Here is a 22004-nt window from a genome sequence, read left to right on the forward strand (position 1 = left end):
TTGGTTCATGCCGCATACCCTGTGGGACTGGCTTTAGCCGGGAAGGCGTCAGGCGTCACACTGCACATATTGTGTTGTACATACCGGCCTCTTCCCGGCTGAAGCCGGTCCTACGTGGATACCCGTTCGCCCCATCGGACCGGCATTAACGATTGCCGCTGGCACCATCACCCTCACGACTATCAACCTGCCATCACCCTCAGGCAAAATGCTGGACCTATGTAGGAATCATCCCCAGGAGTGGTCGGAATGCGCTTGTTCAGTTTAAGAACCCTGCTGGTCTGCACCGCGCTGGCTTCATGCCTGGGCATGGTCGGCGCGCAGGCCGCAACCAAAGCCAAACCCGCGCCGAAACCTTCTGGGCAAAAAGTCGCGATGCTCGGCGGCAAATTTGCCTTCACCCTGCCGAAGGACTACGTCAAAGGCCCCATGGAAGAAATTGATGCCAAGGCCAGGGCCGCCGGCGTTACCGGCTCGCTGTACATGAACAAGCCAGCCAAGCGCGTGGTCATCATCACCGAAGCGCCGCTGCCCAATGACCAGAAGGTCGGCGCCAACGACAAGCCAACCCTCGACGGCATCATCGCCGACACACTGCAACAGCAGCAGTCCAGCTACAAAGACTTCAAGAAGCTGGGCGAGAAGAAGATCGTACGAAAAGGCGTCGGCATGCGTCAGCTGGATATCTCAGGGAGCGTAGACGGCGGTCGGGTGCTGAGCACGACGATTACAGCGGCCTACGGCAAACGCACGGCGATGGTGAACGTGATCTCCCTGGCGAAGGATGCCAAGGCACACGCCGAGGTGGTCAAGGGTGTGACCGGCGGGAAGTGAGGGTTGCTGCTTTTCCGGCAGCAGTTGCAGCCGAAAAAGCAGCGATGTCAGATCATCAATCTGATCACGTGGGCCTGATCATTCCGGCAGCGTCAGTTTGGTCCCGCCCGGATGCGCCTTGATTACGCTGTAAGGCACGGTCGACCATTCGGGACTTTCACACGCGCGCATGACGCGAGCGAAAGAGGGGCCGAACACGATGCCTTTTTCAGTGAAATACCACGACGGAAACTCCCAGACCGACGGATCCGTGTAATCGCAGTCGTCTTCGGTAGCAGGCTTCACCATGTCTGCAGGGTGCGCCGCTTTTAACTGCTCAACGAGCCAAGGAGCGAAGGCTTTGCCGCGGTAGTCCGAATACGTGTCGAAACTCACACCCCCTTCTTCATCACGTTCGTAATGAAACGGCGCGCCTTTGCCGACCCACGCCACATCTTCCAGCGTCAACTCCTTCCCCGTGCTGGCATCCAGATTCAGCGGCGAGTCGCCGAAGTCCGGGTGCGCGCCGCCGCAATCATAATCGGTGAAGATGCTCAAGCTCACGATGCCAGGCGTCAGCAAGCGCGGCGTGACCGTCTGCGCAAAATCACCGCCGTTGCGACTGGCATTGAGCATGCACTGGTTGTAGCTGACAACCTCCTGCCACAAGCGCCAGCGCAGCTGCTGATTGATACGTGCGGCCTGCTCCGGCGCGTAACCCGACGTGATTTCAAACATCGAGACGCCCGACTCCGGCTCGACCCACCATTGCAGCCCGTGGCCCATGAACGTGGCTTTTTTGTCTGCCTTGAGCGGCAGATGTGTGAGCCGTAGGTAGTCATAGGCCGACTGTTTGTAAATGTCCTGCCAACCCGGTTCGGCGGAAGCATCCGGTGCGGTGACGGCGCGCTCGGCCAGTTGCACCTTGTAGGACTTGCCCTTGCTGCTCCAATCCCCGGTCCAGGTCGCGTCCGGATTTTTATGAAGGACCAGCTTCGGCAACTTGGCTTCGTCGTCGTAGCTCGAGCCCTCAGTGAGCGTCAGATCATTGCCTTTGGAAGTGCCGGAAAGCGGCAGGTCCTTGTGGTACTTCTCGTAGAAATAGCGGCCCGTCACGTCTTCAGCGCTGGTGAGATCCAGCTCGACGACGATGGGCGATTTACCCAAGGTGCCTGTCAGCACATGGACCGCATTCTCGGCGTGCAGGGTAAATGGCGCGATCAGCGCGGTGAGGCAGGTGATACGCAAAACGGAGAGAGAAACAGGCATCAGACGTCCCTTGTGATGATGCTAGCGAGTCGGGCCAGTAATCTCCCGAATCGCGGAGCGTCTGGCAAGGGCCAGCCGTGATTTCCTCGAAGCGTGACAGCGCGGTTACCGCCTGCCCTCCGCTGCCATCCGCACCGCAAACCCGAACAACACCGTGCCCATCAGCCAACGCTGCACCGCTGCGCAACCGGGCTTCTGGGTCAGAAACACGGCGATGGCGCCCGCGGCCATGGCGACCATCGCATTCACACTCAGGCTCACCAGAATCTGCGCGCTGCCCAAGATCAGCGACTGGCTGAGTACGCTGGTGCCGTCGCCGACGGTGATGAACTGCGGCAACAGCGACAGGTAAAGCACCGCCACTTTGGGATTGAACAGGTTGGTCATCAGGCCCATCAGGAACAGCTGTCGGTTACTGTCCTGGGGCAAATCCCTCACTTGAAAAGGCGAGCGACCGCACGGTTTCACCGCCTGCCAGGCGAGGTACAGCAAATACACCACACCCGCCATGCGCAGTGTGTCGTAGGCATAGGGAACCGCCATGACCAGGCCGGTGATGCCAAACGCCGCGCAGAGCATGTAGAAGATAAAGCCGACCGCCACGCCGCCGAGGGAGATCAGCCCCGCCTTGCGCCCTTGTGAGATGGATCGCGAAATGACGTAAATCATGTTCGGCCCTGGCGTCAGCACCATACCGAGGGCGATCAGGGAAAAAGCGATGAGGTTCGAGAGTTCGGGCATCGTGGGCTCCTGCCGGCGTGACGGAATACGCATCCGGACCGCGCCGAATTGCCGCCCTATTTCAGCCAACCTTTGTAGAACGGTCTATATACAGATGACCGGAAAACACGCCATGACAGACGACACCCAACGCTGAGCCAAACGACACATGCATCACCTCACCCTGTGGCGACAGCCGGCGTGAATTATTTGCTCAATAGTGGCAAAGGGCTCTTCCCAGCGTCCCGTTGGCGAGGGACACTCGGAGTCGTGGGTCGTGACCGATGTGGCAGTCGGGATGCAGCGTCACAACCCGGTGAAGCGCTATGAACACTTCGGTCCAAAAAGGTCTCTCCTTCGCCAGACGCATGTACCTTCCGCGCAGTATCGGTCTGGGCATTGGGTTCTTCTCGGTGGCTGCAGCGCTGTACCCTTCCCATCCGCCGCTCTGGGTGTGGATCGCCATGATCGCCCACGGTTATGGCTGGCCGCACATGGCTTACCTGCTCGCCAAGCGCTCACGTCACCCGTACGCCGCCGAGCGCCGCAACCTGATTTACGACTCGCTGGGCGGCGGCTTCTGGGCAGGGGCCATGGGGATCAGCCCGCTGCCGACCGTGACGGTGCTGTCGATGATGGCGATGAACAACATCGCGTCCGGTGGTTTGCGTCTGTTTGTATTGGGTTCGCTGGCGCAGGTAGCAGGCGCACTGGTGGCGTACACCATTTTCCTCCCTGCGTTATTTCCGCACGTCACTCAGCTGCAAGTCTTCGCCTGCCTGCCCATGCTGGTGATCTACCCGATGGCCATCGGGCTGGTCTGTTATCAAGTCGCCGTGCAGCTCTCCAGAAGCAAGAAAGCGCTGGAAAAACTCAGCACCACCGACAGCCTCACAGGCCTCATGAACCACGGCGCGTGGAAGGATCGACTGGCGCTGGAGTTCGATAAATGCCAGACGCTCAATCGCCAGCACAGCGTGGCATTGATCGACATCGACCACTTCAAATCCATCAACGACACCTACGGCCACATCACCGGCGACAACGTGCTCAAGCAACTGAGCAACGCGCTGTCCGCCAGCCTGCGACAGACCGATCTGGCCGGCCGTTACGGCGGCGACGAATTCTGCGTCATCCTGCCCGACACCACCTTGACCCAGGCGATGGAGATACTCGAACGCCTGCGCCGCACGGTTCATGACCACGCCCACTCGGCGCTGCCCGATTTCAAGCTGAGCCTGAGTATCGGCGTCGCGGCATATGGCGCGCACCAGACCGACGCCGGCATGTGGCTCCACGAAGCCGACATGGCGCTGTACGACGCAAAAAGCGCCGGGCGCAATCGGGTCACGCCAGCGCAGCCGTCCAGCGAAGCGGCTGCGCGCGAGGGTGCTGCGCTGGGTGAGTCAGCGACGTAATTGAGGTCCGAAAGATTCGCTATTCACTGCAGGCCATGGCATCGGTAGGTGCCTTAACCTGCTTGAGCAGCTCAAGCGGTGTCATGAGTGACAGCAAATTGTGCAGGCTGTCGCCCAATATCAGCGGCCCATATAACCCTTCTTCCCGATCCAGATGCGTTTGCTGCACGTCGCGGTAGGCCTCGGGGTAAATGCTTTTTTCGATCGGCAACAGCCGGTCGTAATGTTCGAGCAAGCCGCGAAAGACGATGCGCCGCTCCGTGACGCCGCGGGTGGTGGCGATCAGTTTGATGAAGAAATCCGAGTCGCTCTGGCGCATGGCCTCGTACGCGGCGTATCGCTCCGCCAGGGTGTATGCGTCGGTCTCGTTGAACACCACGCAGCACAGGTCCTGACGCGAGCGTGAGCCGAAGGGGTTGTTCACCGCGCGCCGGCGATTGCTCTGCGCCAGCGCGAAGGCCACCGCCCGTTCGGCCTCGTTCATACGCTCTGCGCTGCCAAGGCTGGAGAGATCATCCAGCGCAGGAGCCTGACGCCCCAGTCGCTCGACCTCTGCGCTGAAGGTGGCAAACACGCCATGGGGCCCGAGCCATTGCTTGTGCAGCTCGCTCAGTTGGTCTCGGGACAGCCGACTTTGCTCATCGACCAATTGCTGAAACGCGGACGAGGCGTCCACATTAAAGTCTGCATCGATGCACGGTTGCTTCAAGGGCTCAGCGGTTGCGATTTGAAGGGTCATCGATTCCATCCTTATTATTGGTTGTTATTTTGGGTGCGCCGTGGCGATTACTTTTATTTAAAAAATTAAAATACTGAGAGCGAAGTCTTCATGGAGAAAGCCGTGCACTACGAATAAACCTAACCACAGACAATTCCGCTGCCGACGGATTGGAAGTCTGGTTATAAAATTGGGTTAATTATGCACTTACCGTTCAACGGAACAATCCGTCAGATGTAGGGGTGGGAGCAGTTTTTTCTTTCGCGGCGCCGTGATGTGCAGCGCAATGAGCTGTGCGCGGTTCTTCACCTCGTTCTTTCGCAGCAACGCCGAAACGTGGTCGCGAGCCGTGTAATCACTGATCCCCAGCCGTTGCGCGATGTCCTTGTTGGTATGCCCCTGCAGCAATAGAAGCAAGACTTCCTGCTCTCGGGGAGTGGCTTTATTCAACCGTTTGCGCTTGCGTTCTTCTTCCAACATTGGCCCTTAACCGTCTCCGCGACTTGCCGGCCATGGCATTACATCTGCCAGGGCCGTGACATTGTTTTTATTGATATTCAGGTTTTTAACGCTTTAATCATTTACACGGTCAAGCCCGGTTAGTAACCGAACAATAACAAGTAAATTTTCCTACAGATATTTGCGAAGCATCCCTACTAAAACACGCAGACAAAGTAATCGAACACGACCCAAGTGCAGGCCGTGTGGATATATAAAAGCGGGTCAGTTGTATAGACGGGGACAATAAACGCTGCAAATGATAATTACAATCATCTGTTACAAATCAGGGTATCAATCTCGCTTGAAATGGCACGGATTTGAAATCCGCACCATTGCTCGACACGGGCGCCATTGCGACGCCCTGTGCCCTTTCAGTTTCCAGCCCGCACTACCCGCGGGTCATCGACCTGCATGCCCTTGCGCAGGCCAAAGAACATAGCCGTCACCAGACCGACTGCGCCCATGATCACGCAATAGCCGACGCACACCCACGGACTCCATGGCATCAAGGCGATCAGCGCCAGCGGCGTGGTGCTTGCCCACAGTGCGTAGCTGATGTTGTAGGTCAACGAGATGCCGGAGACGCGAATGTTCGCCGGGAACAGTCCAACCATGACCGAAGGCACGACGCCGACGATACCGCAGGCCAGACCGGCCACTGCGTAGGCGAGGCTCAACGGCAACCAGTGACTGACCAGACTGGCATAGAGCACGCCGACGCCAACGGGCAGCAGCAGGCTGTAAAGCACCACGCCGCGCCAGGCGCCGATACGATCGACCAGCATGCCGGCCAGCACGCAACCGATGTTGAGGAAAACAATGCCGACGCTGCTCAGGGCGAAGGTGTCGCTGGGGCTCATGCCGAAGCGCTGCTGCATCACCGTAGGCGTGATGACCACCAGCGTCACGACGGCAGACGTCAGCACGCAGGTCAGTAACGCCGCCGGCAGCAGAGATTGCCGGTGCTGGCGTAGGACAGCGCGCAGCGGCAGCTCAGTCATGCCCTCGCGCTGGGCATGCATGGCCATGAACACCGGCGTCTCGCTGAGCCAGCGTCGCAGCCAAACACCGATGACGCCGAAGACGCCGCCCAGCAGAAACGGGATGCGCCAGGCGTAATCGAGGATTTCCGCGTGACTGAACACCTTCGCCAGCCAGGTCGCGGTGAGCGCGCCGATGAGGTAGCCGAAGGTCAGCCCGGCTTGCAAAACACCCAGCGCATAACCGCGGTGACCTTTTGGCGCGTGCTCGGCGACGAACACCCAGGCGCTCGGCACTTCGCCGCCAACGGCCGCACCCTGAAGGATGCGCAGCGCCAGCAGGATCAGCGGCGCCCAGTAGCCAATTTCGGCATAGGTCGGCATCACGCCGATCAGCAGACAGGGCAGCGCCATCATCAGAATACTGAGGCTGAACACGCGCTTGCGACCGAGCTTGTCGGCGAAGTGCGCCATCAGAATGCCGCCCAGCGGCCGCGCCAGGTAGCCGGTGACGAAGATGCCGAAGCTTTGCAGCAGGCGCAGCCACTCGGGCATTTCCGGCGGAAAGAACAGCTGACTGAGCGTCAGGGCGAAAAACACGAAGATGATGAAATCGTAGATTTCCAGCGCCCCGCCCAGTGCCGCCAGGCCAAGGGTTTTGTAGTCTCCCCGGCTGATGGGTTGTGGGCGTGGTCGAAGAATGGCTGTCATGAAAGACCCCAAATCACAGGTTGAAACGCACTCGGGTGCGACAAAGGCGCGCAGGATAACAAAGCTGACGGCTTGCGGGCGGATCGCTGACGGCTGACGCGTTTCAGCGGCTGAGTTAAAAATTCACCGTCGCCGACACCCGCGCCGTACGCGGTGCGCCGAGGAACAGGTAATCGTCCCCCAGGTATTCGCCCGCGTCGCGCCAGTAACGCTTGTCGAACAGGTTATCGACCGTCAGGCGCAAGACCGTGTCGTAACCCTCGATTTTCGTGCTGTAGCGGCTGCCGGCGTTAAACACCGCGTAATCATCGACTTTCACCGAGCCTTCGCGGTTGGCGTATTTGCTGGCGCTGTATTGCACGCCGCCCAACAGCGCCAGCCCTTGAATCGGCAGTGCGTAGTCCGCTGACAAACTGCCACGGAATTTGGGCACGTTGATCGCCTGATGATCTTCGTAAGCCGCCGTTCCGCTGTCTTCAACCCGCGCGCGAATGGCCGCGACGCTGGCCGACATCTGCAGCTGCGAGGTCACGTAACCATTGGCGCTCAGCTCGACGCCGGTGTTTTTCTGCTGGCCTTGCTGAACGAAAGTCAGGCTGCCGTCGTCCTGGGGTTTGGAATACTGATAGGCCTGGCGGGTCTGGAATACCGCCGCAGTGAAACTCATCCGGCGCCAGTCGTATTTGACCCCGGCTTCCAGTTGGCGAGAGATCGTCGGCGCGAGGATTTCCCCGATATTGCTGTCAAACACCGACGCCGTGCCGCCCAGAGACAACCCTTTGCTGTAGCTGGTGTACAGCGAAACGTTGTCGATCGGTTTGTAGATCAGCGCAGCCTGGGGCAGGAAGATCGAGCGCTCGGTGTGACGGTTCTCGCTGCCGTCCTCGTTGTAGGCTTTTTCATCGAGCTTCACTTCACGCCCGCCGATCACTGTCTGCCAATGCTCGTTGAAACTGATGCGGTCGGTGGCAAAGAGCCCGTACTGGCGGCTGTCCAGGCGCCGTTCGGTGTGGCCCACGGAAAGGTCCGACGGCGCAAAGCTGTCCGGCGTCTCGTGGATGTTGCCGGACCCGATGTATTCGCTGAAATACGGGCGGGTGTCGACCGTGCGCCGGAACGCACTGCTGCCGAACGTCAGCTCATGCTTGAGCCAGCCGGTGTCGAAAAGGCCGGTCATCGACGCTTCGACTTCATCGTTGCGCCGCGTGTCGTCCGGGCTGCGGAAATCATAGATGTCGTAGCCGCCACTTGGCGTGAAATGCCCGGTCAGCGGCTCGGCAGGGCAGTCGCTCTGGTAATAGCAGCCGTAGGCGAAAGCGCTGTAATCATCGATGACCACGCGGCTGCGTGACGCGCTGAGGCTGGCTTTCCAGTCGTCGCTGAGCCGGTATTCGTAGCGACCGGTCATGTTCAGCGAGTCGATGCCCACCGGGTTCGAGCCGCTTTGATAGCCCAGCAATTTTCGCGGTGAGGCGTCATGGGGCAGCTCGGTGCCGCCGAGCAATTGATAGCCCGGCACCGAGCGCTGTTCCTTGGTCTGGTATTCGACGTCGAGCTGCAGGGTGGACTGGTCGTTGATGTTCCAGTCGAAGGCCAGCGAGGCGAAATCCCGCTGACCATTGGCGTGCTCGACGTAGGAACGAATGTCCTCATGGGCAACGTTGGCGCGCAGCCCAAATTGCTTCTCGCTGCCGAACCAGCCGCCGACGTCCGTGGCGATGTAGCGCTCGCCGTGCTCGTTGGTCGAGACCGTCACCGAGCGCACGTCTTCCGGGCGTTTGGTCTTGTAATTGATCACGCCCGCCGGCTCGGACACGCCACTCTGCAGGCCGGAGAGCCCCTTGAGCAACTCGACCTGTTCCTTGTTTTCCAGCGCCACGTTCTGCTCGCCAGTGATGCTGCGCCCATTGATGCGGTAGCTGTTCGCCGCGTTGAGCGAGAAACCGCGCACGACGAAATTCTCGTAGTAACCCACCGGCGCATAGCTGTCGCCCACCGAGGCGTCGGTGCGCAGGACATCGCTGAGCAGCTTGGCCTGCTGGTCCTTCAGCCGCTCGGCGGTGAACACCGATATCGAGGCCGGCGTATCGCGCAGCGGCGCTTCGCTGAACCCGCCCACCGACGCGCTGCTCGCCTGATAGATCGACTCCTGATCCCCGGTCACCCGCAGCGCATCCAGCGTCACCGTCTCCGCTTCCTGGGCCGCCAGCCACGGCGAAGCGAAAGCGATACTCAGCGGCAACAGCCGACGGGTGAAACCGGCAGCGGGACGGGACGAGGTGATCATCGGCGGGTGAATTCCTGGTGATGGGCAGTCGGGCAACGAGAAACGCAGGCCAGTTCGGCGGCGCCTCTTTTACGTTCTGCGCGGCGTTTTTACAACCGGGATTGATGTGAGGTGGGCCAGGTGTGATGAAGATCGCGAGGGATCATCCGATACGGAAGTCTGGATGCAGATCTTTCCAGTGCGCGCGCAATGCGGCTTTCTGCGTGTCTGGCATGGGGCTATTTTCCAGCGCATCGGGCCATAGAGTGCGTGCGCTGTCGATGGCCGCTCTCAAGTTGTAAAGGACCGGTCGCCAGGGAATGTCGCCGTGTTCAGCCCATTTCTTGAAGTGCTCGAGTGACATGCCATACCAGCTTCTGGCCTTGGCCATATTCAAGGCGAGCTTGGTTTCGTCGGCAATGTAGGCCTTGGTCGTGACAATGTCATAGGCCGGTGAAAGCTCGGCGTTTCGGCCGTCGCGATAAATCATGCTCCAGTTCTTCAGACGTTTTTGCCATTGGAGTACCCCGCAACGTACCCCACACGCTCTCCCTGAAGGGTCAGCTGCAAAGCCGCTACCGTTTCATCAGCCATCAGAGATCACCCCACGGACTCTCGTCGGCCTCGTGAATGAAATGCTCTGCACCTGAAGATTCATTCGCCTGCACTGCGTACGGGCGATCACTGTCGTGTGCTGCTTCGCTGTCGAGGATTCGCTGCACCGCCGCAAGCTTTGACTTGGGGACGAGAAGCAGCGAGGCATCAAGTCCTTCCGCGATCTGGTCGAGGGTCGTCAAACGCGGATTCCCACCCGCTTCGATCTTGCCGTACTGCTGACGCGTCAGGCCCGCACGCAGAGGCATCTGCTGAATTTGCAGGCCTAGCGCCATGCGCCGCTTTCTGATTTGGTCCAGCAGGGTGGTTTTCATGGGAGCCTCACTGTCGAGCAGCGAGTATGTAAGGTATATGGCTCAGGTCAAGCTTTAAGAGCTCTATACGGCTCACTGATTTAGTATGAGCCATATAGATTACATCTGCAGAGCCATGAACCACAAAAAGCTCATGCACTCAAAGATGAGCCATATGCGTTACAAAAATAGCCTACTGCTCCACCTTCAACCCCACCTTCAGCAACTTGCCGTTGTCCTCATCCGTCAGCACATACACGTACCCATCCGGGCCTTGGCGCACGTCGCGGATGCGGGACTTGAGCTCGCCCAGCAAACGCTCTTCGTGCACCACTTTGTCGTCCTTGAGCTCCAGACGAATCAGTTCGTCAGACGCCAGCGCACCGATGAAGACGTTGTGGTCCCACGCCTTAAACGTGCTTGAGTCGTAGAACGCCATGCCACTGACGCCCGGGGATTTCTCCCACACGTGGAACGGGTTTTTCACGCCCTCAACTATCTTGCCTTTGGACTCGGCAATCGGCTGGCCGCTGTAGTCGATGCCGAAGGTCGAGATCGGCCAGCCGTAATTGGCGGCGCGTTCGATGATGTTGATTTCGTCGCCGCCACGCGGGCCGTGCTCGTTGGTCCACAACGTGCCGGTCCAGGGATTGAGCGCGGCGCCCTGTTGATTGCGATGGCCGTAACTCCAGATTTCCGGGCGCACGTTTTGCTGGCCGACAAAGGGGTTGTCCTTAGGCACAGTGCCGTCGGGGTACAGGCGCACGACCTTGCCCTGCAGCTTGTCGAGGTCCTGAGCCGTGGCCTTGTCATTGTTTTCGCCCAGCGCGATGAACATGTAACCGTCGCGATCAAAGACGATGCGCGACCCGAAGTGGTTGCCCACCGACAGTTTCGGCTGCTGCTGGAAGATGCGCGTGAAGCCTTCCAGTTGAGTCATGTCATCCGAAAGCCTTGCGCGCCCCGCCGCCGTGCCGCCGGTTTTGCCGTCGCTCGCGGCCTCGGAGTAGGTCAGGTAGACCATGCGGTCCTTGGCGAAATCCGGCGACAGCTCGACGTCCAGCAAACCGCCCTGCCCTTGCACCCAGACCTTCGGCACGCCGGAGATCGGCGCCGACAGTTTGCCGTCAGGCGTTAACCGACGCAGGTTGCCCGTACGCTCGGTGACCAACATGCCTTGGGAATTCGGTAAAAACGCCACCGCCCACGGATGCTGCAACCCGCCGACGACCTCATCGACGGTCAGCGTGCCGGTCTCGCTCTGGTAGGTCGCGGCAGTGGCCTGCACGGAGAAGCCCAGTAATGCGGAGGCGCATAAGGTCGCTAGCAAGGTTTTGCGGAGAGATGTGGTACGCAACATAGGCGATTCCTTCGAAATGGAAGAGATGCTGGCGGTGGTTTCAGTTGCTGCGGCGTTCGGTATCGCTGGAAGGTCGAGCAGGTTGTTGCCGGGTCGGATAACCGTTGCCGACGCCACCGTTTTCAAGGGTGGGCGGACGGGTTTGAGTGGGCCCTGGATTAGGCCCTCCGACACGCGGCGCGATGGATTCGGTGCCCTGACGGCTGTTGGGGTTGGCGCGGCGGACGGCGCCGTTGTCGGGAACGTTGATCGAGCGGCTCGGATATCCTGCGGCCGCCAGAAGCGGCGGCGAGTGCGCGGTGTGATCATCGGCCTGCGCCAGGCCAGCGGATAACAGCCCGCCGAGCAAGACGACAGCGAGGCGTCGTGGAAAAGTGTTCATCATTTACCTTCTGTGGGATGGGTAACGATTCCGGTCTTTGATGGCGATCGAGCGCGTAGGTTCGCGCTGTGACGGTGGATGAGCAACGTGTAGGACCTTTCGCTTTGTAACAAGAGTAGTCGGCGACCCGCCGGGCCTTCACATGCGCCGACACTTCGTCGTCTGCTGCACGATTCTTCCAGACCTGCCGTAAGCGGCGCGGTAACGTGTTCAGGATTGACTGACCGCCTATCAAAATCAGCCCCCTTCCGAGGCCTCGCGATGTCCGACCGTAACTGGATCGAGCTCAAGCAGGACGCCACGTCCGGCATCGAGACAGTGCGCGCGCATTTCGAGGGCCATGCCTACGATCCGCACTGGCACGACAGTTATCTGGTGGGCATCACCGAACAGGGTCTGCAGCAGTTCAATTGCCGTCGACAGCAGCACAACAGCACGCCGGGGAAAGTATTCCTGCTCGAACCGGGCGACATCCACGACGGCACTGCCCCGGAAGCGAGCGGCTTCACTTACCGCACGTTGTACCTGGACCCGCGCTGGCTGGACCGGGAATTGCGCGCGCAGTTTGAAGAAGCGCCGGACAACGCCCAATTGAGCTTCGCGGCGACGCTGGCAGAAGACCCGCGCCTCGCCATCGCCACCGCCAACGCCTTCGAAGCGATGCACCACGACGAACTGCGCATCGTGCGTCAGACCGCGCTGGACCACCTGCTCGCCAACCTGACCAGCCACTTGCGCTGGCGCACCCTGATCGACCCCGATCCGCGCTTGTCACTGGTGGCGCAACGGGCACGTGATTACCTGCACAGCCACTTGCATCAGGACATCGGCCTGGATGATCTGGCGCAGGTGACCGGCGTTGACCGTTTTCGCCTGAGTCGCGCGTTCAAGGCCGCGTTCGGCCTGGCGCCCCACGCCTACCTGATCCAACTGCGCCTGACCCGCGCCCGGCATCTGCTGGCACGGGGCGAGGCGCCTGTCAGCGTCGCGGCTGCCCTTGGTTTCGCGGATCAGAGCCATCTGGGCCGTTGGTTCCAGCGCGCCTATCGCATGACCCCGGCCGACTACCGCCGACGCTGCTCAAACGTTCCAGACTGACCGCCCACGGCGCGCCGATCATTGCCCCACGATCAATGACCGCCGAGTGGCCTTATGCAAACCCTCCTGCCCTTTCTGCTGTTCGCCTTCGTCGCTTCCATCACGCCCGGCCCGACGAACATTCTGGTGCTGACCAACAGCTCGCGCTATGGCCTGCTCCGCACGTTGCCGATTGTCCTCGGGGCCTGCGCCGGTGCGGCATTGCTGGTGCTGATGGTCGGCACCGGGCTGGGCGATGTGCTGGCGCGGCATCGGCAGGTGCAAACGCTGATGTCATGGGTCGGCATTGGCTGGCTGACCTGGCTGGCGTGGCAGATTTTCAGCGCGCCCGCCGAAGCAGTCGACCCGACGCAAACCCGCAGCGGTCCGACCCTGAGCCTGTGGGGCGCGGCGAGCCTGCAACTGGTCAACCCGAAAACCTGGATGATGGCGCTGGCCGTGGTCAGCGTCTTCGCAGGCACCGACGCTGACCGCATGCTGCGGGTGATGTGGCTGTCGCTGGCGTTCTTCCTGGTGTCGATCCCGTGCATGAGCGCCTGGGCCTACCTGGGCGTCAGCGCCGCGAAATTCTGCCGCTCGGCGCAGAGCATGAAGCGCTTCAATCAAGCGATGGCGGTGTTGTTGCTGGTGTCGGCGTGGTTGACGTTGGTGGTGTGAAGGGCGAGCGGCAACGCGCGGGTCGGCGTGATTTAATGCGCGCTGACTCCCTGATCCGGACTGACCATGGCTCGCTTCTACGACGCTCGCGGCAATATCTACGCAGTGATTGCTCCCGATGCCCTGCGCACCCTCGGCGTTCTCCTTCCTCACTCACCGACCGAAGCCGCGATTCACCGCCAAGCCTGGACGGCTCACGCCATTGCGGCGATCTGTGACTGGCCTGCTGGCCAGCGCCCATCCGGCAGCAAATCCCATCGCTCGGACGGTCTTCTGGTCGGCCCTTTTCAGGACGCCGCGCCGTTCGACCTGCTGATCGTCAACACCGACGGCACCCTCGCTGAACGCAGCGGCAACGGCCTGACCATCTTCGCTCAGTCACTGACCGACGCTGACCTTATCACCGGCAGCGCGCCGCTCACCCTGCGCGTTCATCACGACAATGCTGACTCGCCCAGCCCCCTTGCAACCCAAGCTGTCCCGGCAACGGTCGAAGGCGTGAACGGCTTCTGGCTGGACATCGGCGCGCCCGGTTTCGGCCCGCAGGCAGTGGGCGCGACAGGAACCGGTGTCGGCAGAGCGCTACTCAATGAGCGCGAGGTCAACCGGGTCGAGCGCGTGGCGGAATTGCACCCGGCATGGCAGACCAGTGTGTTCGTCAGGGTGGGCAACCCCCATTGCGTCACGCTGATGGCGGATATCGATGACCTGCCCAGCTTCGAGCAACTGCACGAAGCCGCACTGAACGCTGCCCTGACCCGCATCGCTTTCGTCGCCGGCGAATCAGGAAGCGGCGATCCCTGCCCTGGCGGGATCAATCTGCAATGGGCCGCGCGTCTGGGGCCGAACCGCATTGCAGCGCGCGTGTTCGAACGGGGCGAAGGCCCGACGGCGTCATCCGGGACCAGCGCCAGCGCGGTTGCGTCAGCGGCCTGGTTCGGCGGCTGGGTTCAAGCGGGTTTGGTGGACGTGGTGATGCCCGGCGGCACTGCGCCGTTGCGCCTGACCGAGCGCGACGGGCAGTTGCAGCGGGTGCAGTTGTTCGGGACGGCGCGAATCAAGGCCTGACCCTGACTACTCGCCGATGTCCTCATTCCACAGTTCAGGCTTGTCGGCAATGAACTGCTTCATCAGTCCCACACACGTCTGATCGTGCAGCACGTTTACTTCCACGCCACGTGACTTGAGCAGCTCTTCTTCACCCAGGAACGTCTCGTGTTCGCCGACGATGATTTTGCGGATGCCATACAGCAGGATCGCGCCGCTGCACATCGCGCAGGGCGACAGGGTGGTATAGAGCGTGGCTTCGCGGTAGACGCGGGCGGGCTGGCGGCCGGCGTTTTCGAAGGCGGCCATTTCGCCGTGCTTGATGGCGCTGCCTTCCTGGACCCGACGATTGTGGCCACGGCCGATGATCTTGTCGTCGTGGACGATGACCGAGCCGATGGGAATACCACCTTCGTCCAGGCCCTTCTGCGCTTCATCGATGGCCGCTTGCATGAATGGGTCCATGGTCTCTCCTTCTTCGTGACGGGGGATGATCGAAAAAACGCTGTAGAACAAGCGCGCGCTCAAGGCTTGGCTTTTTTCAGCGCGTTGTCCAGCGCGGTGGACACGTAAACCTTGAGCAGCTCGCTGGAGCGGTCCTTCATGTCAGCGCCAACGTCGCGCTGCTTGTTGCGAAATTTGTTGGCGACATCAGGCGCGGGGTCTGCGGCGTCCAGTGCCTTCAGCTCTTCGGGGCTGAACGATGCGGCATAAGCGGCGGCGAGGTTGCGGTCCCATTCCTGCTGATACTGCGGCTGCAGGCTTTGCAGTTCGTCCTGCACGATTTCCTGGGCCTTGGTGCGGCCGACGGTCTCGACGATCGTGGCGAAGGTCACCGTGTGGGAAGCGACTTGGTAACCCAGCCAGCCCAGGCTTTCGCCCAGATGCTTATCCTGCACGAAGGTCAGCGCGGAATCCCCGGCCACGGGAGCAGGTGCGGTTTCGCCGGCCAGTGTCACGTTCTGCAGCGCCATCAGGCCCATCAACGTCAGGCCGAGTGACGCCTTCATCATCGTCAACGCTGTCGATCTGCAATATCCCATGTCCTCTCCCGGCGACTTTTTATCGGTGATCAACGCTTTGATTGTCAGCGGGACGCTAACAGTTGAGGGGCCAGATATCCATCCCGGCTGCGCAGGGAAACGTGTAGGACTGGCTTTAGCCGGGAAGGTCTCAAGCCAATTCTGCTGAGCGACCCAGGGCCCATTGCTGTGCGGTCATGCGGTAAATCCTCACGCCCTGTCGGTGATACTGGCTGTGGACGAACCCGCCGAATCCGAGTTTCTTGATCACATTGACCGACGCAAAATTAGTCGGCTGGACGATGGCGATCAGCGACGACAAGCCCAGCTGTTCAAAGCCATAAGCCAGAGCACCGCGCGCTGCTTCGGTGCCCAAACCCTTCCCCCAGAACCCGGTTGCGAGCCGGTAACCAATCTCGATCTCGTGCTGCTCATCCACCAGCTCGGCGTTGAGACCACAGAAGCCGGCGAGGGTTGAGGTGGATTTCTCCACCACCGCCCACGGACCAAAGCCACGTTCACGGTAGGAAATTCGGCACCAGTCAATGAACTCGCCAGTCGCCTTTTCCGATAACACCCCCGCCACCGAATGCCGCATCACCTCGGCATCGCCCAGGATTTGCGCCAGCGTCGGGGTGTCGTACGGGGTGAGTTCGCGCAGGATCAGGCGTTCGGTGTGCAGGAGGGTAAATAAAGTGTTCATGATCGCGGGCTCGCGAGCGGATCGTTACAAGCCTTGAGATTGGCGCATGGCAAGCATCATCGCCAGTCAGGGTTGTCGGCCGCGGTAATGATTGCGTGGGGGGTAATGTGAACGCGATCACTGTAGGAGTGAGCTTGCTCGCGAAGACGTCAGTACAGCCACTGTAGATTCAGCGAATGTTCCGTCCTCTTCGCGAGCAAGCTCACTCCTACACCAAAAGGTAGCCTGTTGGCCAAGTGGTAGTCCACTTGTCCCACGGTCTGAAAAGAAAGCGCTTACAGACCCGCCTTCACCTTGCTGGCAACCTCCGCTGGCACCCAGGCGGTCCAGACTTCCGGGTGATCCTTCAGGAAACTCTTGGCTACGACACTCGGTTCCTGACGCTTCTCGCTCATCTCGCCCAAGGTTTTGTTCAACTGGTCGATGGGCAGGTCCACTTTCTCGAAGAAGCTCACCAGATCCGGGTACTGCTGACGGAACGGTTCAGACACGCCAATGGCCAGGTGCGCAGCAAGGGAGCTGGAGCCGATCGGGTTAGGATTGCTGGCGTCGGCGAGGGTTTTCCAGGCGGCTTCGTTGAACGGCGGCTCTTCCAGCTTGATCAACTTGAACCGGCCCAGCAGCGGCGTCGGCGACCAGTAGTAGAACAACACCGGCTTGCCGCGACGGATGGACGATGCGACTTCAGCATCCAGTGCCGCGCCCGAACCGGTGCGGAAGTTCACGTAGCTGTCGTTGAGCTTGTAGGCCTTGAGCTTCTGGGTGTTGACGATCTCGGACGTCCAGCCGGTCGGGCTGTTGAGGAAACGGCCCTTGTCCGGGGATTCCGGGTCCTTGAACACGTCTTTGTATTTGGGCAGGTCGGCTACCGATTTCAGGTCCGGCGCCAGCGGTTTGATGCCGCGTTCCGGGTCGCCCTTGATGACGAACTCCGGCACCCACCAGCCTTCGGTTGCGCCTTTGACGATATTACCCAGGCCGTGGACCTTGCCTACAGCCTCCGCCTTGACCCACGCAGGGCTGCGTCCGGCCCACTCTTCGCCGATCACCTGAATGTCGTTCTTCGCCAGTGCCGCTTCCAGACTCACCGTGCTGCCGGGCAGCTTGTCGGTGGGATAGCCGTAGCCTTTTTCCACGATGGTGCGCAGGATTTCAGTGATCAGGCTGCCGCTCTCCCAGGTGATGTCACCGAAATGAATCGGCGCGGTTTTTTCTGCGCCGTACGCCGAGCCCGTCAGGGCAGACAGTGCCAGCAGCGAGCCGCCCAGCAGTTTTTTGATTGGTGTCATGAATGTCTCTCGTCGCTCGGGGATGGGAGGAGCTCAATCGGTGTGGCACAGTTGGCCGGGCACAGCACACGCTTTATTCCAGACAAGCGCGGCGGCAACAGGTTTCAGCCTTATCCATGTAGTCGCTCACCGAACGCTGCGAAATGCCCAGACGCTCGGCGATTTCAGGATAGGTCAGACCGCCGCGGCGAGAGAGCACAAAGGTTGATTTGATCTTTGCAGGCAGGCGGTCAAGGCGTCGATCCAGACGGTCGAGGATTTGCAGCGTAGCGGCGTGGCTTTCGGCGGACGCAAAAGGAACAGCGTCTTCCAGGGCCAATCCTTCCAGATAATCGCGCTCCTGATCACGCCGCCGCCAGCGCTCATACACCAGTCGCTGGGCGATGGTAGTCAGCAGCGCCCGCGGGTCGCGAATCGGCACAACGTTGGGCGAGGCCAGCAATTGCAGAAAGGTTTCGGACGCGACGTCTTCGGCGCTCTGCTCGGAGTCGAGCAGCCGACGCAAGCGCAGGCAAAGCCACGCGTGGTGCTGCACAAAGAGTTCGCTGAGGTAGTGGCGATGCATAACGTCGGCGCCAGCCATAAGACATCCCCTGCCCTGAAATTTTTATCATCGGGACTTTCCGAGAGGCCATGCTAGCAAGCGCGGTTATGCAGTAAAAATACTTAAAAGTGATCTTTATAGATCATCACGGAATAACTAAAGCAACGGCAACCCCAGGGATACAGCCTGCTGCTGGTAGTCGAGCAGCACCTGGTAATCCGCCTCGCTCGCCAGCAGCACTTCGCTGATCGCCAACACATGGGCGACATCGGGGAGTTCGTTCAGCGCCTGATTCATCGCCGCTCGAATGATATCGGCATCGGCGCCGAGGCGGGTGATGTAGGGCAGGCACGGTCCCTCCGCCGTACGAGCAATCACTTTCACACCGGCGACCTCCTCGCTGGCGTCGCGGGCCAGGTAGTCGAAGGTCACGCTGTCGATAGCCGCCAGATCACCATTGCCCGCTTTGATCGCAGCAAGGCTGGCGCGATGACCGCCGGTGAGCGTGATGTCAGCGAAGAACCTGCCATCCTGTTGATGCGGCGCCAAGGCGTGGCGGAACAGGTTCATGCCCGAATTGGAATCCCGTGAATTGAGCAGGCCATGACTGCCCCTGAACTCGACCAGCGCCTCACGCGGATCGTCCTGGCGGGCAATCAAAAGGCTGCAATGACGGCCGTCCGAGCTGTGCGGCAATTGATACACAGGACGCCCGACCACCTGGACCTTGCCCCGCAATTCAGTCATCAACGGATAGCCGCAGGTTTGCGTCAGCAGCAAGTGCGGCGACAGCCATAGCGCTTTCAGATCCAGATCCGCAGCATCGAGACGCTGCACACCAAGGATTTCCAGCACGCGGTTCAGCCACTGCTCCTGCGCGAGCCCAATGCGTGGCGGCGCGACGTACATCAACAGTTTGGCGAAGCCTTGGGGCATGTTCGAAATTCCTGATCAGACGTAGGGATGTTGCGGGCTGTCGATAGGATTGAAGCTATGCCGACGAAAGAGTTCCGCGTAACCAGCCACCAAAAACCCGCCGCTGCGTGCCAGCCACTCCTCGCGTCGCGCCCAATACACGACGGGCATGTGATACCACGACAAGCCTGGCAAGTCGTGGTGCACGAGGTGCAGATTCAGATTCAGAAACAGCCAGGCCCACGGCCACGAGGCCTCGTTGATCACGGTGCGCTCCTGGGGTTGCTCGCCCGGGCGATGCTCGTAATAGGAGCGAACCATCGACACCGCCAGCGCCGGGACGCTGCACAAGAGCACGTAATGCAAGGCCGAGATCGCGCTGTAATGCTCGATGAACAAAAACATCAGCACCAGCACTCCACCATGGGTCGACCACATCGCCCAGGCCTGGCGCTCGCCACGCAGCAATCGCCGGGTTTCGCCAACGATCAGACTGCTCAGCGCCAACGGTACGCCAAACATCAGACGCCCCGGCGGGGTTTTGTCGAGCCAGCGCAAGAAACGCATCACTGTGCCAGTCTTCTTCCAGTGCGACCGGCTCAGGTAGCGGCTCTCCGGGTCACGACCGGGCACGGTCAGGTCTTCGTCGCAGTGGTGCTGCATATGGGTGTCGCGATACAGGGTGTACGGGTACCACACCGCAAACGGCGCGTAACCGAGCACCTTGTTCAATCGCAACGAACGGGTCGGATGGCCATGGAGCACCTCATGTTGCACCGACATCCACAGCACCAGCAGCGGGATCATCAACAGCGTCGTCGGCCACACGCCCAGGTGCGGACTGGCAAGCATCGATGTCGGCCAGCCTGCGTACACACCGATCAGCAGCAACCAGGTCGGCCATTCCGTGCGGCCCATAAAGCTTGCGCGCAGTCGCTTGATCTCTTCGCGCTGCGCGTCGTCCAGGTAGTGGGGCATTGCCGGTTCCTGCATTCGGGCTGATAACCGGTTGTGCAACGACGCAGGAAAAACTTGTAGATCGATTGGTTATGACGGTAGAACGATGCGCTCGCACCTCTTGATCCGATGCTCGCAGCCCATGCCTGACCTCCACTTTTTGCCCCTACCCGATGTGCAGCGACCGTTGCTGGAGAAGTTCTACCGCGCCCATCGCTCGCCCATGCGCGCCAAGGGCGAGGCGCAGGTCTGGGTGGCGCGCCAGCCGGACATTGTTGGCGCTCTGTGCCTGACGCCGGTCGCTGGCGGGCACTGGTTGACCGGGCTGTTTGTTGCGCCGGCCGAGCGCGGTCGGGGTGTCGCGGCGGGGCTGATTGCGGCAGCGCTGAGTTCGGTTGAGGGAAATGTCTGGTTGTTCTGTGAGCCTGGGCTGAGCGGCTTTTATCAGCGACTCGGTTTCGTAGAAACATTGCAGCTGCCCCAGGAATTGGCCTCGCGCCTGGAGCGTTATCGCCAGACCAAGCGATTGGTGGCACTGGCTCATTTGACTGGCCCGTAACGCAATAGCGGCTTAGAACCTTTCCTGCGGTGGACCAAACCAAACGTGCCATCGAGTGACCGGCCTTGCGTGCTAGCCTCGCCGAACATTTCTTGATCAAGCAGGACGCATATGAATCCGGCGCTTATGGTTTTCTCACTCGCGGCACTTTCGGCGACGGGCTTGGCAGTGGCGGCGAGTGCTGCGCCCGAATCCACCGTCAGCCACGAGCAATTCGCGACCCTGCTGAGTGGCGACTGGCGAGTGCCGCAGAATGCGGCCCGCGATCAATACCGTCACCCCGAGCAAACGCTGAAATTCTTCGGCCTGCGCCCTGATCAGACGGTCATTGAAATCACGCCGGGCAATGGCTGGTACAGCGAACTGTTGGCGCCGCTGCTCAAAGATAACGGCCATTACGTGGCCGCAATCGTCGACCCCGCCATCAGCGATTACGCGAAGAAATCCGCCGACAGCCTGAAGCAGAAATACGCCGCTGACCCTGCCCATTACGGCAAGGTCGAGGTCGTGGCCTACGCGCCCCAGGCGCCGGTCTTCGGCACGCCAGGCTCGGCCGACACCGTGCTGACCTTCCGCAACGTGCACAACTGGGTCGACGCCGGCAACGAAGCGGCGACATTCAAAGCGTTTTACGAGGTATTGAAACCGGGCGGGACGCTCGGCGTGGTCGACCACCGGGCCAAACCCGGCACCACCGCCAAAGACAACGAAAAGAACGGCTACCTGCCGACGGACTACGTAGTGAAACTGGCGCAGCAGGCGGGTTTCAAGCTGGCTGGCGAGAACGAAATCAACGCCAACCCAAAGGACACCAAGGACTACCCCGACGGCGTCTGGACACTGCCGCCGGCGCTGGTCAAGGGTGAGCAGGACAAGGCGAAGTATCTGGCAATCGGCGAGTCCGACCGCATGACCCTGCGGTTCATCAAGCCAGCTAAATAATATGAGCTGCAGAGAGTCTCAGCGGAATGGGTTCGCCCTTGATAACGCTGAAAAGCCTGTGGGAGCGAAGTTGTTTACGATGCCGCTGCAAAACTTGTGGGAGTGAGCTTGCTCACGAAAGCGGTGGCTCAACCGCCTAATGTTTAGCGGATGTACCTGCCTCTTCGCGAGCAAGCTCACTCCCACAGGGCTACTCATATGCCGACAAGTTTCGTTGCACAACGA

24 protein-coding genes are annotated in these 22004 nt (G+C 60.6%); 7 read left to right on the forward strand and 17 right to left on the reverse strand.

Translation table 11 applies throughout. The features are described from left to right. Positions 1 to 249 precede the first annotated feature (249 nt). On the forward strand, positions 250 to 834 hold the full coding sequence (locus tag QWI20_RS26245) for a polyribonucleotide nucleotidyltransferase (protein ID WP_369307879.1): 585 nt from the start codon (positions 250 to 252) through the stop codon (positions 832 to 834). A 78-nt stretch (positions 835 to 912) separates the two neighbouring features. Here the strand turns inward: QWI20_RS26245 and QWI20_RS26250 are convergent, their stop codons facing one another. Together QWI20_RS26250 and QWI20_RS26255 are read right to left on the reverse strand one after the other, a co-directional pair. Continuing rightward, positions 913 to 2082, reverse strand: a complete 1170-nt coding sequence (locus QWI20_RS26250; RefSeq protein ID WP_369307880.1) for an RsiV family protein — start codon at positions 2080 to 2082, stop codon at positions 913 to 915. A gap of 105 nt (positions 2083 to 2187) precedes the next feature. Next, a complete protein-coding gene (locus QWI20_RS26255; protein ID WP_369307881.1) occupies positions 2188 to 2823 on the reverse strand; it encodes a LysE family translocator in 636 nt (211 codons plus the stop codon). Between the two features lie 305 nt (positions 2824 to 3128). Here QWI20_RS26255 and QWI20_RS26260 point away from each other — a divergent pair, with 305 nt between their 5' ends. Then, a complete protein-coding gene (locus QWI20_RS26260) occupies positions 3129 to 4220 on the forward strand; it encodes a diguanylate cyclase (RefSeq protein ID WP_369307882.1) in 1092 nt (363 codons plus the stop codon). 19 nt (positions 4221 to 4239) lie between these two features. Here QWI20_RS26260 and QWI20_RS26265 read toward each other — a convergent pair whose 3' ends face one another. The 8 genes from QWI20_RS26265 to QWI20_RS26300 form a co-directional block, all read right to left on the reverse strand. Continuing rightward, entirely contained in the window at positions 4240 to 4959 is a 720-nt protein-coding gene (locus QWI20_RS26265) for a hypothetical protein (protein WP_369307883.1), read from the reverse strand. A 186-nt stretch (positions 4960 to 5145) separates the two neighbouring features. After that, positions 5146 to 5418, reverse strand: a complete 273-nt coding sequence (locus QWI20_RS26270) for a LuxR C-terminal-related transcriptional regulator (RefSeq protein WP_346627547.1) — start codon at positions 5416 to 5418, stop codon at positions 5146 to 5148. A 392-nt stretch (positions 5419 to 5810) separates the two neighbouring features. Beyond that, entirely contained in the window at positions 5811 to 7130 is a 1320-nt protein-coding gene (locus QWI20_RS26275) for an MFS transporter (protein ID WP_369307884.1), read from the reverse strand. Between the two features lie 115 nt (positions 7131 to 7245). Beyond that, the gene (locus tag QWI20_RS26280; protein ID WP_369307885.1) at positions 7246 to 9417 is read right to left on the reverse strand and encodes a TonB-dependent siderophore receptor; all 2172 of its coding nucleotides are present in this window, start codon (positions 9415 to 9417) and stop codon (positions 7246 to 7248) included. A gap of 142 nt (positions 9418 to 9559) precedes the next feature. Then, positions 9560 to 9901, reverse strand: a complete 342-nt coding sequence (locus QWI20_RS26285) for a HipA domain-containing protein (RefSeq protein WP_369307913.1) — start codon at positions 9899 to 9901, stop codon at positions 9560 to 9562. Between the two features lie 88 nt (positions 9902 to 9989). Next, the gene (locus QWI20_RS26290) at positions 9990 to 10325 is read right to left on the reverse strand and encodes a helix-turn-helix transcriptional regulator (protein ID WP_369307886.1); all 336 of its coding nucleotides are present in this window, start codon (positions 10323 to 10325) and stop codon (positions 9990 to 9992) included. 172 nt (positions 10326 to 10497) lie between these two features. Next, positions 10498 to 11664, reverse strand: coding sequence for a PQQ-dependent sugar dehydrogenase (locus QWI20_RS26295; protein WP_369307888.1), 1167 nt, complete (start codon positions 11662 to 11664; stop codon positions 10498 to 10500). Positions 11665 to 11704: 40 nt separating this feature from the next. Continuing rightward, on the reverse strand, positions 11705 to 12046 hold the full coding sequence (locus tag QWI20_RS26300) for a hypothetical protein (RefSeq protein WP_369307889.1): 342 nt from the start codon (positions 12044 to 12046) through the stop codon (positions 11705 to 11707). A gap of 261 nt (positions 12047 to 12307) precedes the next feature. Between QWI20_RS26300 and QWI20_RS26305 the strand changes: the two genes are divergently transcribed. From QWI20_RS26305 to QWI20_RS26315, 3 genes are all read left to right on the forward strand, one after another. Next, positions 12308 to 13144 (forward strand): AraC family ligand binding domain-containing protein, encoded by an 837-nt coding sequence (locus QWI20_RS26305; protein ID WP_369307890.1) that lies wholly within the window; start codon positions 12308 to 12310, stop codon positions 13142 to 13144. Positions 13145 to 13198: 54 nt separating this feature from the next. After that, positions 13199 to 13801, forward strand: coding sequence for a LysE family translocator (locus tag QWI20_RS26310; RefSeq protein ID WP_369307891.1), 603 nt, complete (start codon positions 13199 to 13201; stop codon positions 13799 to 13801). A 66-nt stretch (positions 13802 to 13867) separates the two neighbouring features. Continuing rightward, the gene (locus QWI20_RS26315) at positions 13868 to 14869 is read left to right on the forward strand and encodes a diaminopimelate epimerase (RefSeq protein ID WP_369307893.1); all 1002 of its coding nucleotides are present in this window, start codon (positions 13868 to 13870) and stop codon (positions 14867 to 14869) included. 6 nt (positions 14870 to 14875) lie between these two features. On the opposite strand, the gene QWI20_RS26320 is transcribed toward QWI20_RS26315, so the two are convergent. From QWI20_RS26320 to QWI20_RS26350, 7 genes are all read right to left on the reverse strand, one after another. Then, the gene (locus QWI20_RS26320; protein ID WP_369307894.1) at positions 14876 to 15313 is read right to left on the reverse strand and encodes a nucleoside deaminase; all 438 of its coding nucleotides are present in this window, start codon (positions 15311 to 15313) and stop codon (positions 14876 to 14878) included. A gap of 59 nt (positions 15314 to 15372) precedes the next feature. Then, complete coding sequence (locus tag QWI20_RS26325; protein WP_369307895.1) at positions 15373 to 15891, reverse strand: hypothetical protein; 519 nt, start codon at positions 15889 to 15891, stop codon at positions 15373 to 15375. Positions 15892 to 16021: 130 nt separating this feature from the next. Continuing rightward, positions 16022 to 16573 carry a GNAT family N-acetyltransferase gene (locus tag QWI20_RS26330; RefSeq protein ID WP_369307897.1) on the reverse strand — a complete coding sequence of 184 codons (552 nt, stop codon included), beginning with the start codon at positions 16571 to 16573 and terminating at the stop codon, positions 16022 to 16024. A 275-nt stretch (positions 16574 to 16848) separates the two neighbouring features. Further along, the gene (locus QWI20_RS26335) at positions 16849 to 17862 is read right to left on the reverse strand and encodes an ABC transporter substrate-binding protein (RefSeq protein ID WP_369307898.1); all 1014 of its coding nucleotides are present in this window, start codon (positions 17860 to 17862) and stop codon (positions 16849 to 16851) included. Between the two features lie 73 nt (positions 17863 to 17935). Further along, positions 17936 to 18445: a sigma-70 family RNA polymerase sigma factor gene (locus tag QWI20_RS26340; RefSeq protein WP_369307899.1), complete on the reverse strand. Its 510-nt coding sequence runs from the start codon at positions 18443 to 18445 to the stop codon at positions 17936 to 17938. A 117-nt stretch (positions 18446 to 18562) separates the two neighbouring features. Beyond that, positions 18563 to 19342 (reverse strand): phosphate/phosphite/phosphonate ABC transporter substrate-binding protein, encoded by a 780-nt coding sequence (locus QWI20_RS26345; RefSeq protein ID WP_369307900.1) that lies wholly within the window; start codon positions 19340 to 19342, stop codon positions 18563 to 18565. 15 nt (positions 19343 to 19357) lie between these two features. Then, entirely contained in the window at positions 19358 to 20299 is a 942-nt protein-coding gene (locus QWI20_RS26350; RefSeq protein WP_369307901.1) for a fatty acid desaturase, read from the reverse strand. A 121-nt stretch (positions 20300 to 20420) separates the two neighbouring features. Here QWI20_RS26350 and QWI20_RS26355 point away from each other — a divergent pair, with 121 nt between their 5' ends. Then, positions 20421 to 20837 carry a GNAT family N-acetyltransferase gene (locus QWI20_RS26355; protein WP_369307902.1) on the forward strand — a complete coding sequence of 139 codons (417 nt, stop codon included), beginning with the start codon at positions 20421 to 20423 and terminating at the stop codon, positions 20835 to 20837. 111 nt (positions 20838 to 20948) lie between these two features. Next, positions 20949 to 21779, forward strand: a complete 831-nt coding sequence (locus tag QWI20_RS26360) for a class I SAM-dependent methyltransferase (RefSeq protein WP_369307903.1) — start codon at positions 20949 to 20951, stop codon at positions 21777 to 21779. Positions 21780 to 22004: the final 225 nt, after the last annotated feature.

The sequence above is a fragment of the Pseudomonas sp. W2-17 genome (assembly GCF_041060445.1).
Classification (GTDB): Bacteria; Pseudomonadota; Gammaproteobacteria; order Pseudomonadales; family Pseudomonadaceae; genus Aquipseudomonas.

Bases quoted from the DNA above. Each gene is read 5' to 3' on its own strand.
- QWI20_RS26245 (WP_369307879.1), top strand. From the start codon at position 250: ATGCGCTTGTTCAGTTTAAGAACCCTGCTGGTCTGCACCGCGCTGGCT.
- QWI20_RS26250 (WP_369307880.1), bottom strand. From the start codon at position 2,082: ATGCCTGTTTCTCTCTCCGTTTTGCGTATCACCTGCCTCACCGCGCTG.
- QWI20_RS26255 (WP_369307881.1), bottom strand. From the start codon at position 2,823: ATGCCCGAACTCTCGAACCTCATCGCTTTTTCCCTGATCGCCCTCGGT.
- QWI20_RS26260 (WP_369307882.1), top strand. From the start codon at position 3,129: ATGAACACTTCGGTCCAAAAAGGTCTCTCCTTCGCCAGACGCATGTAC.
- QWI20_RS26265 (WP_369307883.1), bottom strand. From the start codon at position 4,959: ATGACCCTTCAAATCGCAACCGCTGAGCCCTTGAAGCAACCGTGCATC.
- QWI20_RS26270 (WP_346627547.1), bottom strand. From the start codon at position 5,418: ATGTTGGAAGAAGAACGCAAGCGCAAACGGTTGAATAAAGCCACTCCC.
- QWI20_RS26275 (WP_369307884.1), bottom strand. From the start codon at position 7,130: ATGACAGCCATTCTTCGACCACGCCCACAACCCATCAGCCGGGGAGAC.
- QWI20_RS26280 (WP_369307885.1), bottom strand. From the start codon at position 9,417: ATGATCACCTCGTCCCGTCCCGCTGCCGGTTTCACCCGTCGGCTGTTG.
- QWI20_RS26290 (WP_369307886.1), bottom strand. From the start codon at position 10,325: ATGAAAACCACCCTGCTGGACCAAATCAGAAAGCGGCGCATGGCGCTA.
- QWI20_RS26295 (WP_369307888.1), bottom strand. From the start codon at position 11,664: ATGTTGCGTACCACATCTCTCCGCAAAACCTTGCTAGCGACCTTATGC.
- QWI20_RS26300 (WP_369307889.1), bottom strand. From the start codon at position 12,046: ATGAACACTTTTCCACGACGCCTCGCTGTCGTCTTGCTCGGCGGGCTG.
- QWI20_RS26305 (WP_369307890.1), top strand. From the start codon at position 12,308: ATGTCCGACCGTAACTGGATCGAGCTCAAGCAGGACGCCACGTCCGGC.
- QWI20_RS26310 (WP_369307891.1), top strand. From the start codon at position 13,199: ATGCAAACCCTCCTGCCCTTTCTGCTGTTCGCCTTCGTCGCTTCCATC.
- QWI20_RS26315 (WP_369307893.1), top strand. From the start codon at position 13,868: ATGGCTCGCTTCTACGACGCTCGCGGCAATATCTACGCAGTGATTGCT.
- QWI20_RS26320 (WP_369307894.1), bottom strand. From the start codon at position 15,313: ATGGACCCATTCATGCAAGCGGCCATCGATGAAGCGCAGAAGGGCCTG.
- QWI20_RS26325 (WP_369307895.1), bottom strand. From the start codon at position 15,891: ATGGGATATTGCAGATCGACAGCGTTGACGATGATGAAGGCGTCACTC.
- QWI20_RS26330 (WP_369307897.1), bottom strand. From the start codon at position 16,573: ATGAACACTTTATTTACCCTCCTGCACACCGAACGCCTGATCCTGCGC.
- QWI20_RS26335 (WP_369307898.1), bottom strand. From the start codon at position 17,862: ATGACACCAATCAAAAAACTGCTGGGCGGCTCGCTGCTGGCACTGTCT.
- QWI20_RS26340 (WP_369307899.1), bottom strand. From the start codon at position 18,445: ATGGCTGGCGCCGACGTTATGCATCGCCACTACCTCAGCGAACTCTTT.
- QWI20_RS26345 (WP_369307900.1), bottom strand. From the start codon at position 19,342: ATGCCCCAAGGCTTCGCCAAACTGTTGATGTACGTCGCGCCGCCACGC.
- QWI20_RS26350 (WP_369307901.1), bottom strand. From the start codon at position 20,299: ATGCCCCACTACCTGGACGACGCGCAGCGCGAAGAGATCAAGCGACTG.
- QWI20_RS26355 (WP_369307902.1), top strand. From the start codon at position 20,421: ATGCCTGACCTCCACTTTTTGCCCCTACCCGATGTGCAGCGACCGTTG.
- QWI20_RS26360 (WP_369307903.1), top strand. From the start codon at position 20,949: ATGAATCCGGCGCTTATGGTTTTCTCACTCGCGGCACTTTCGGCGACG.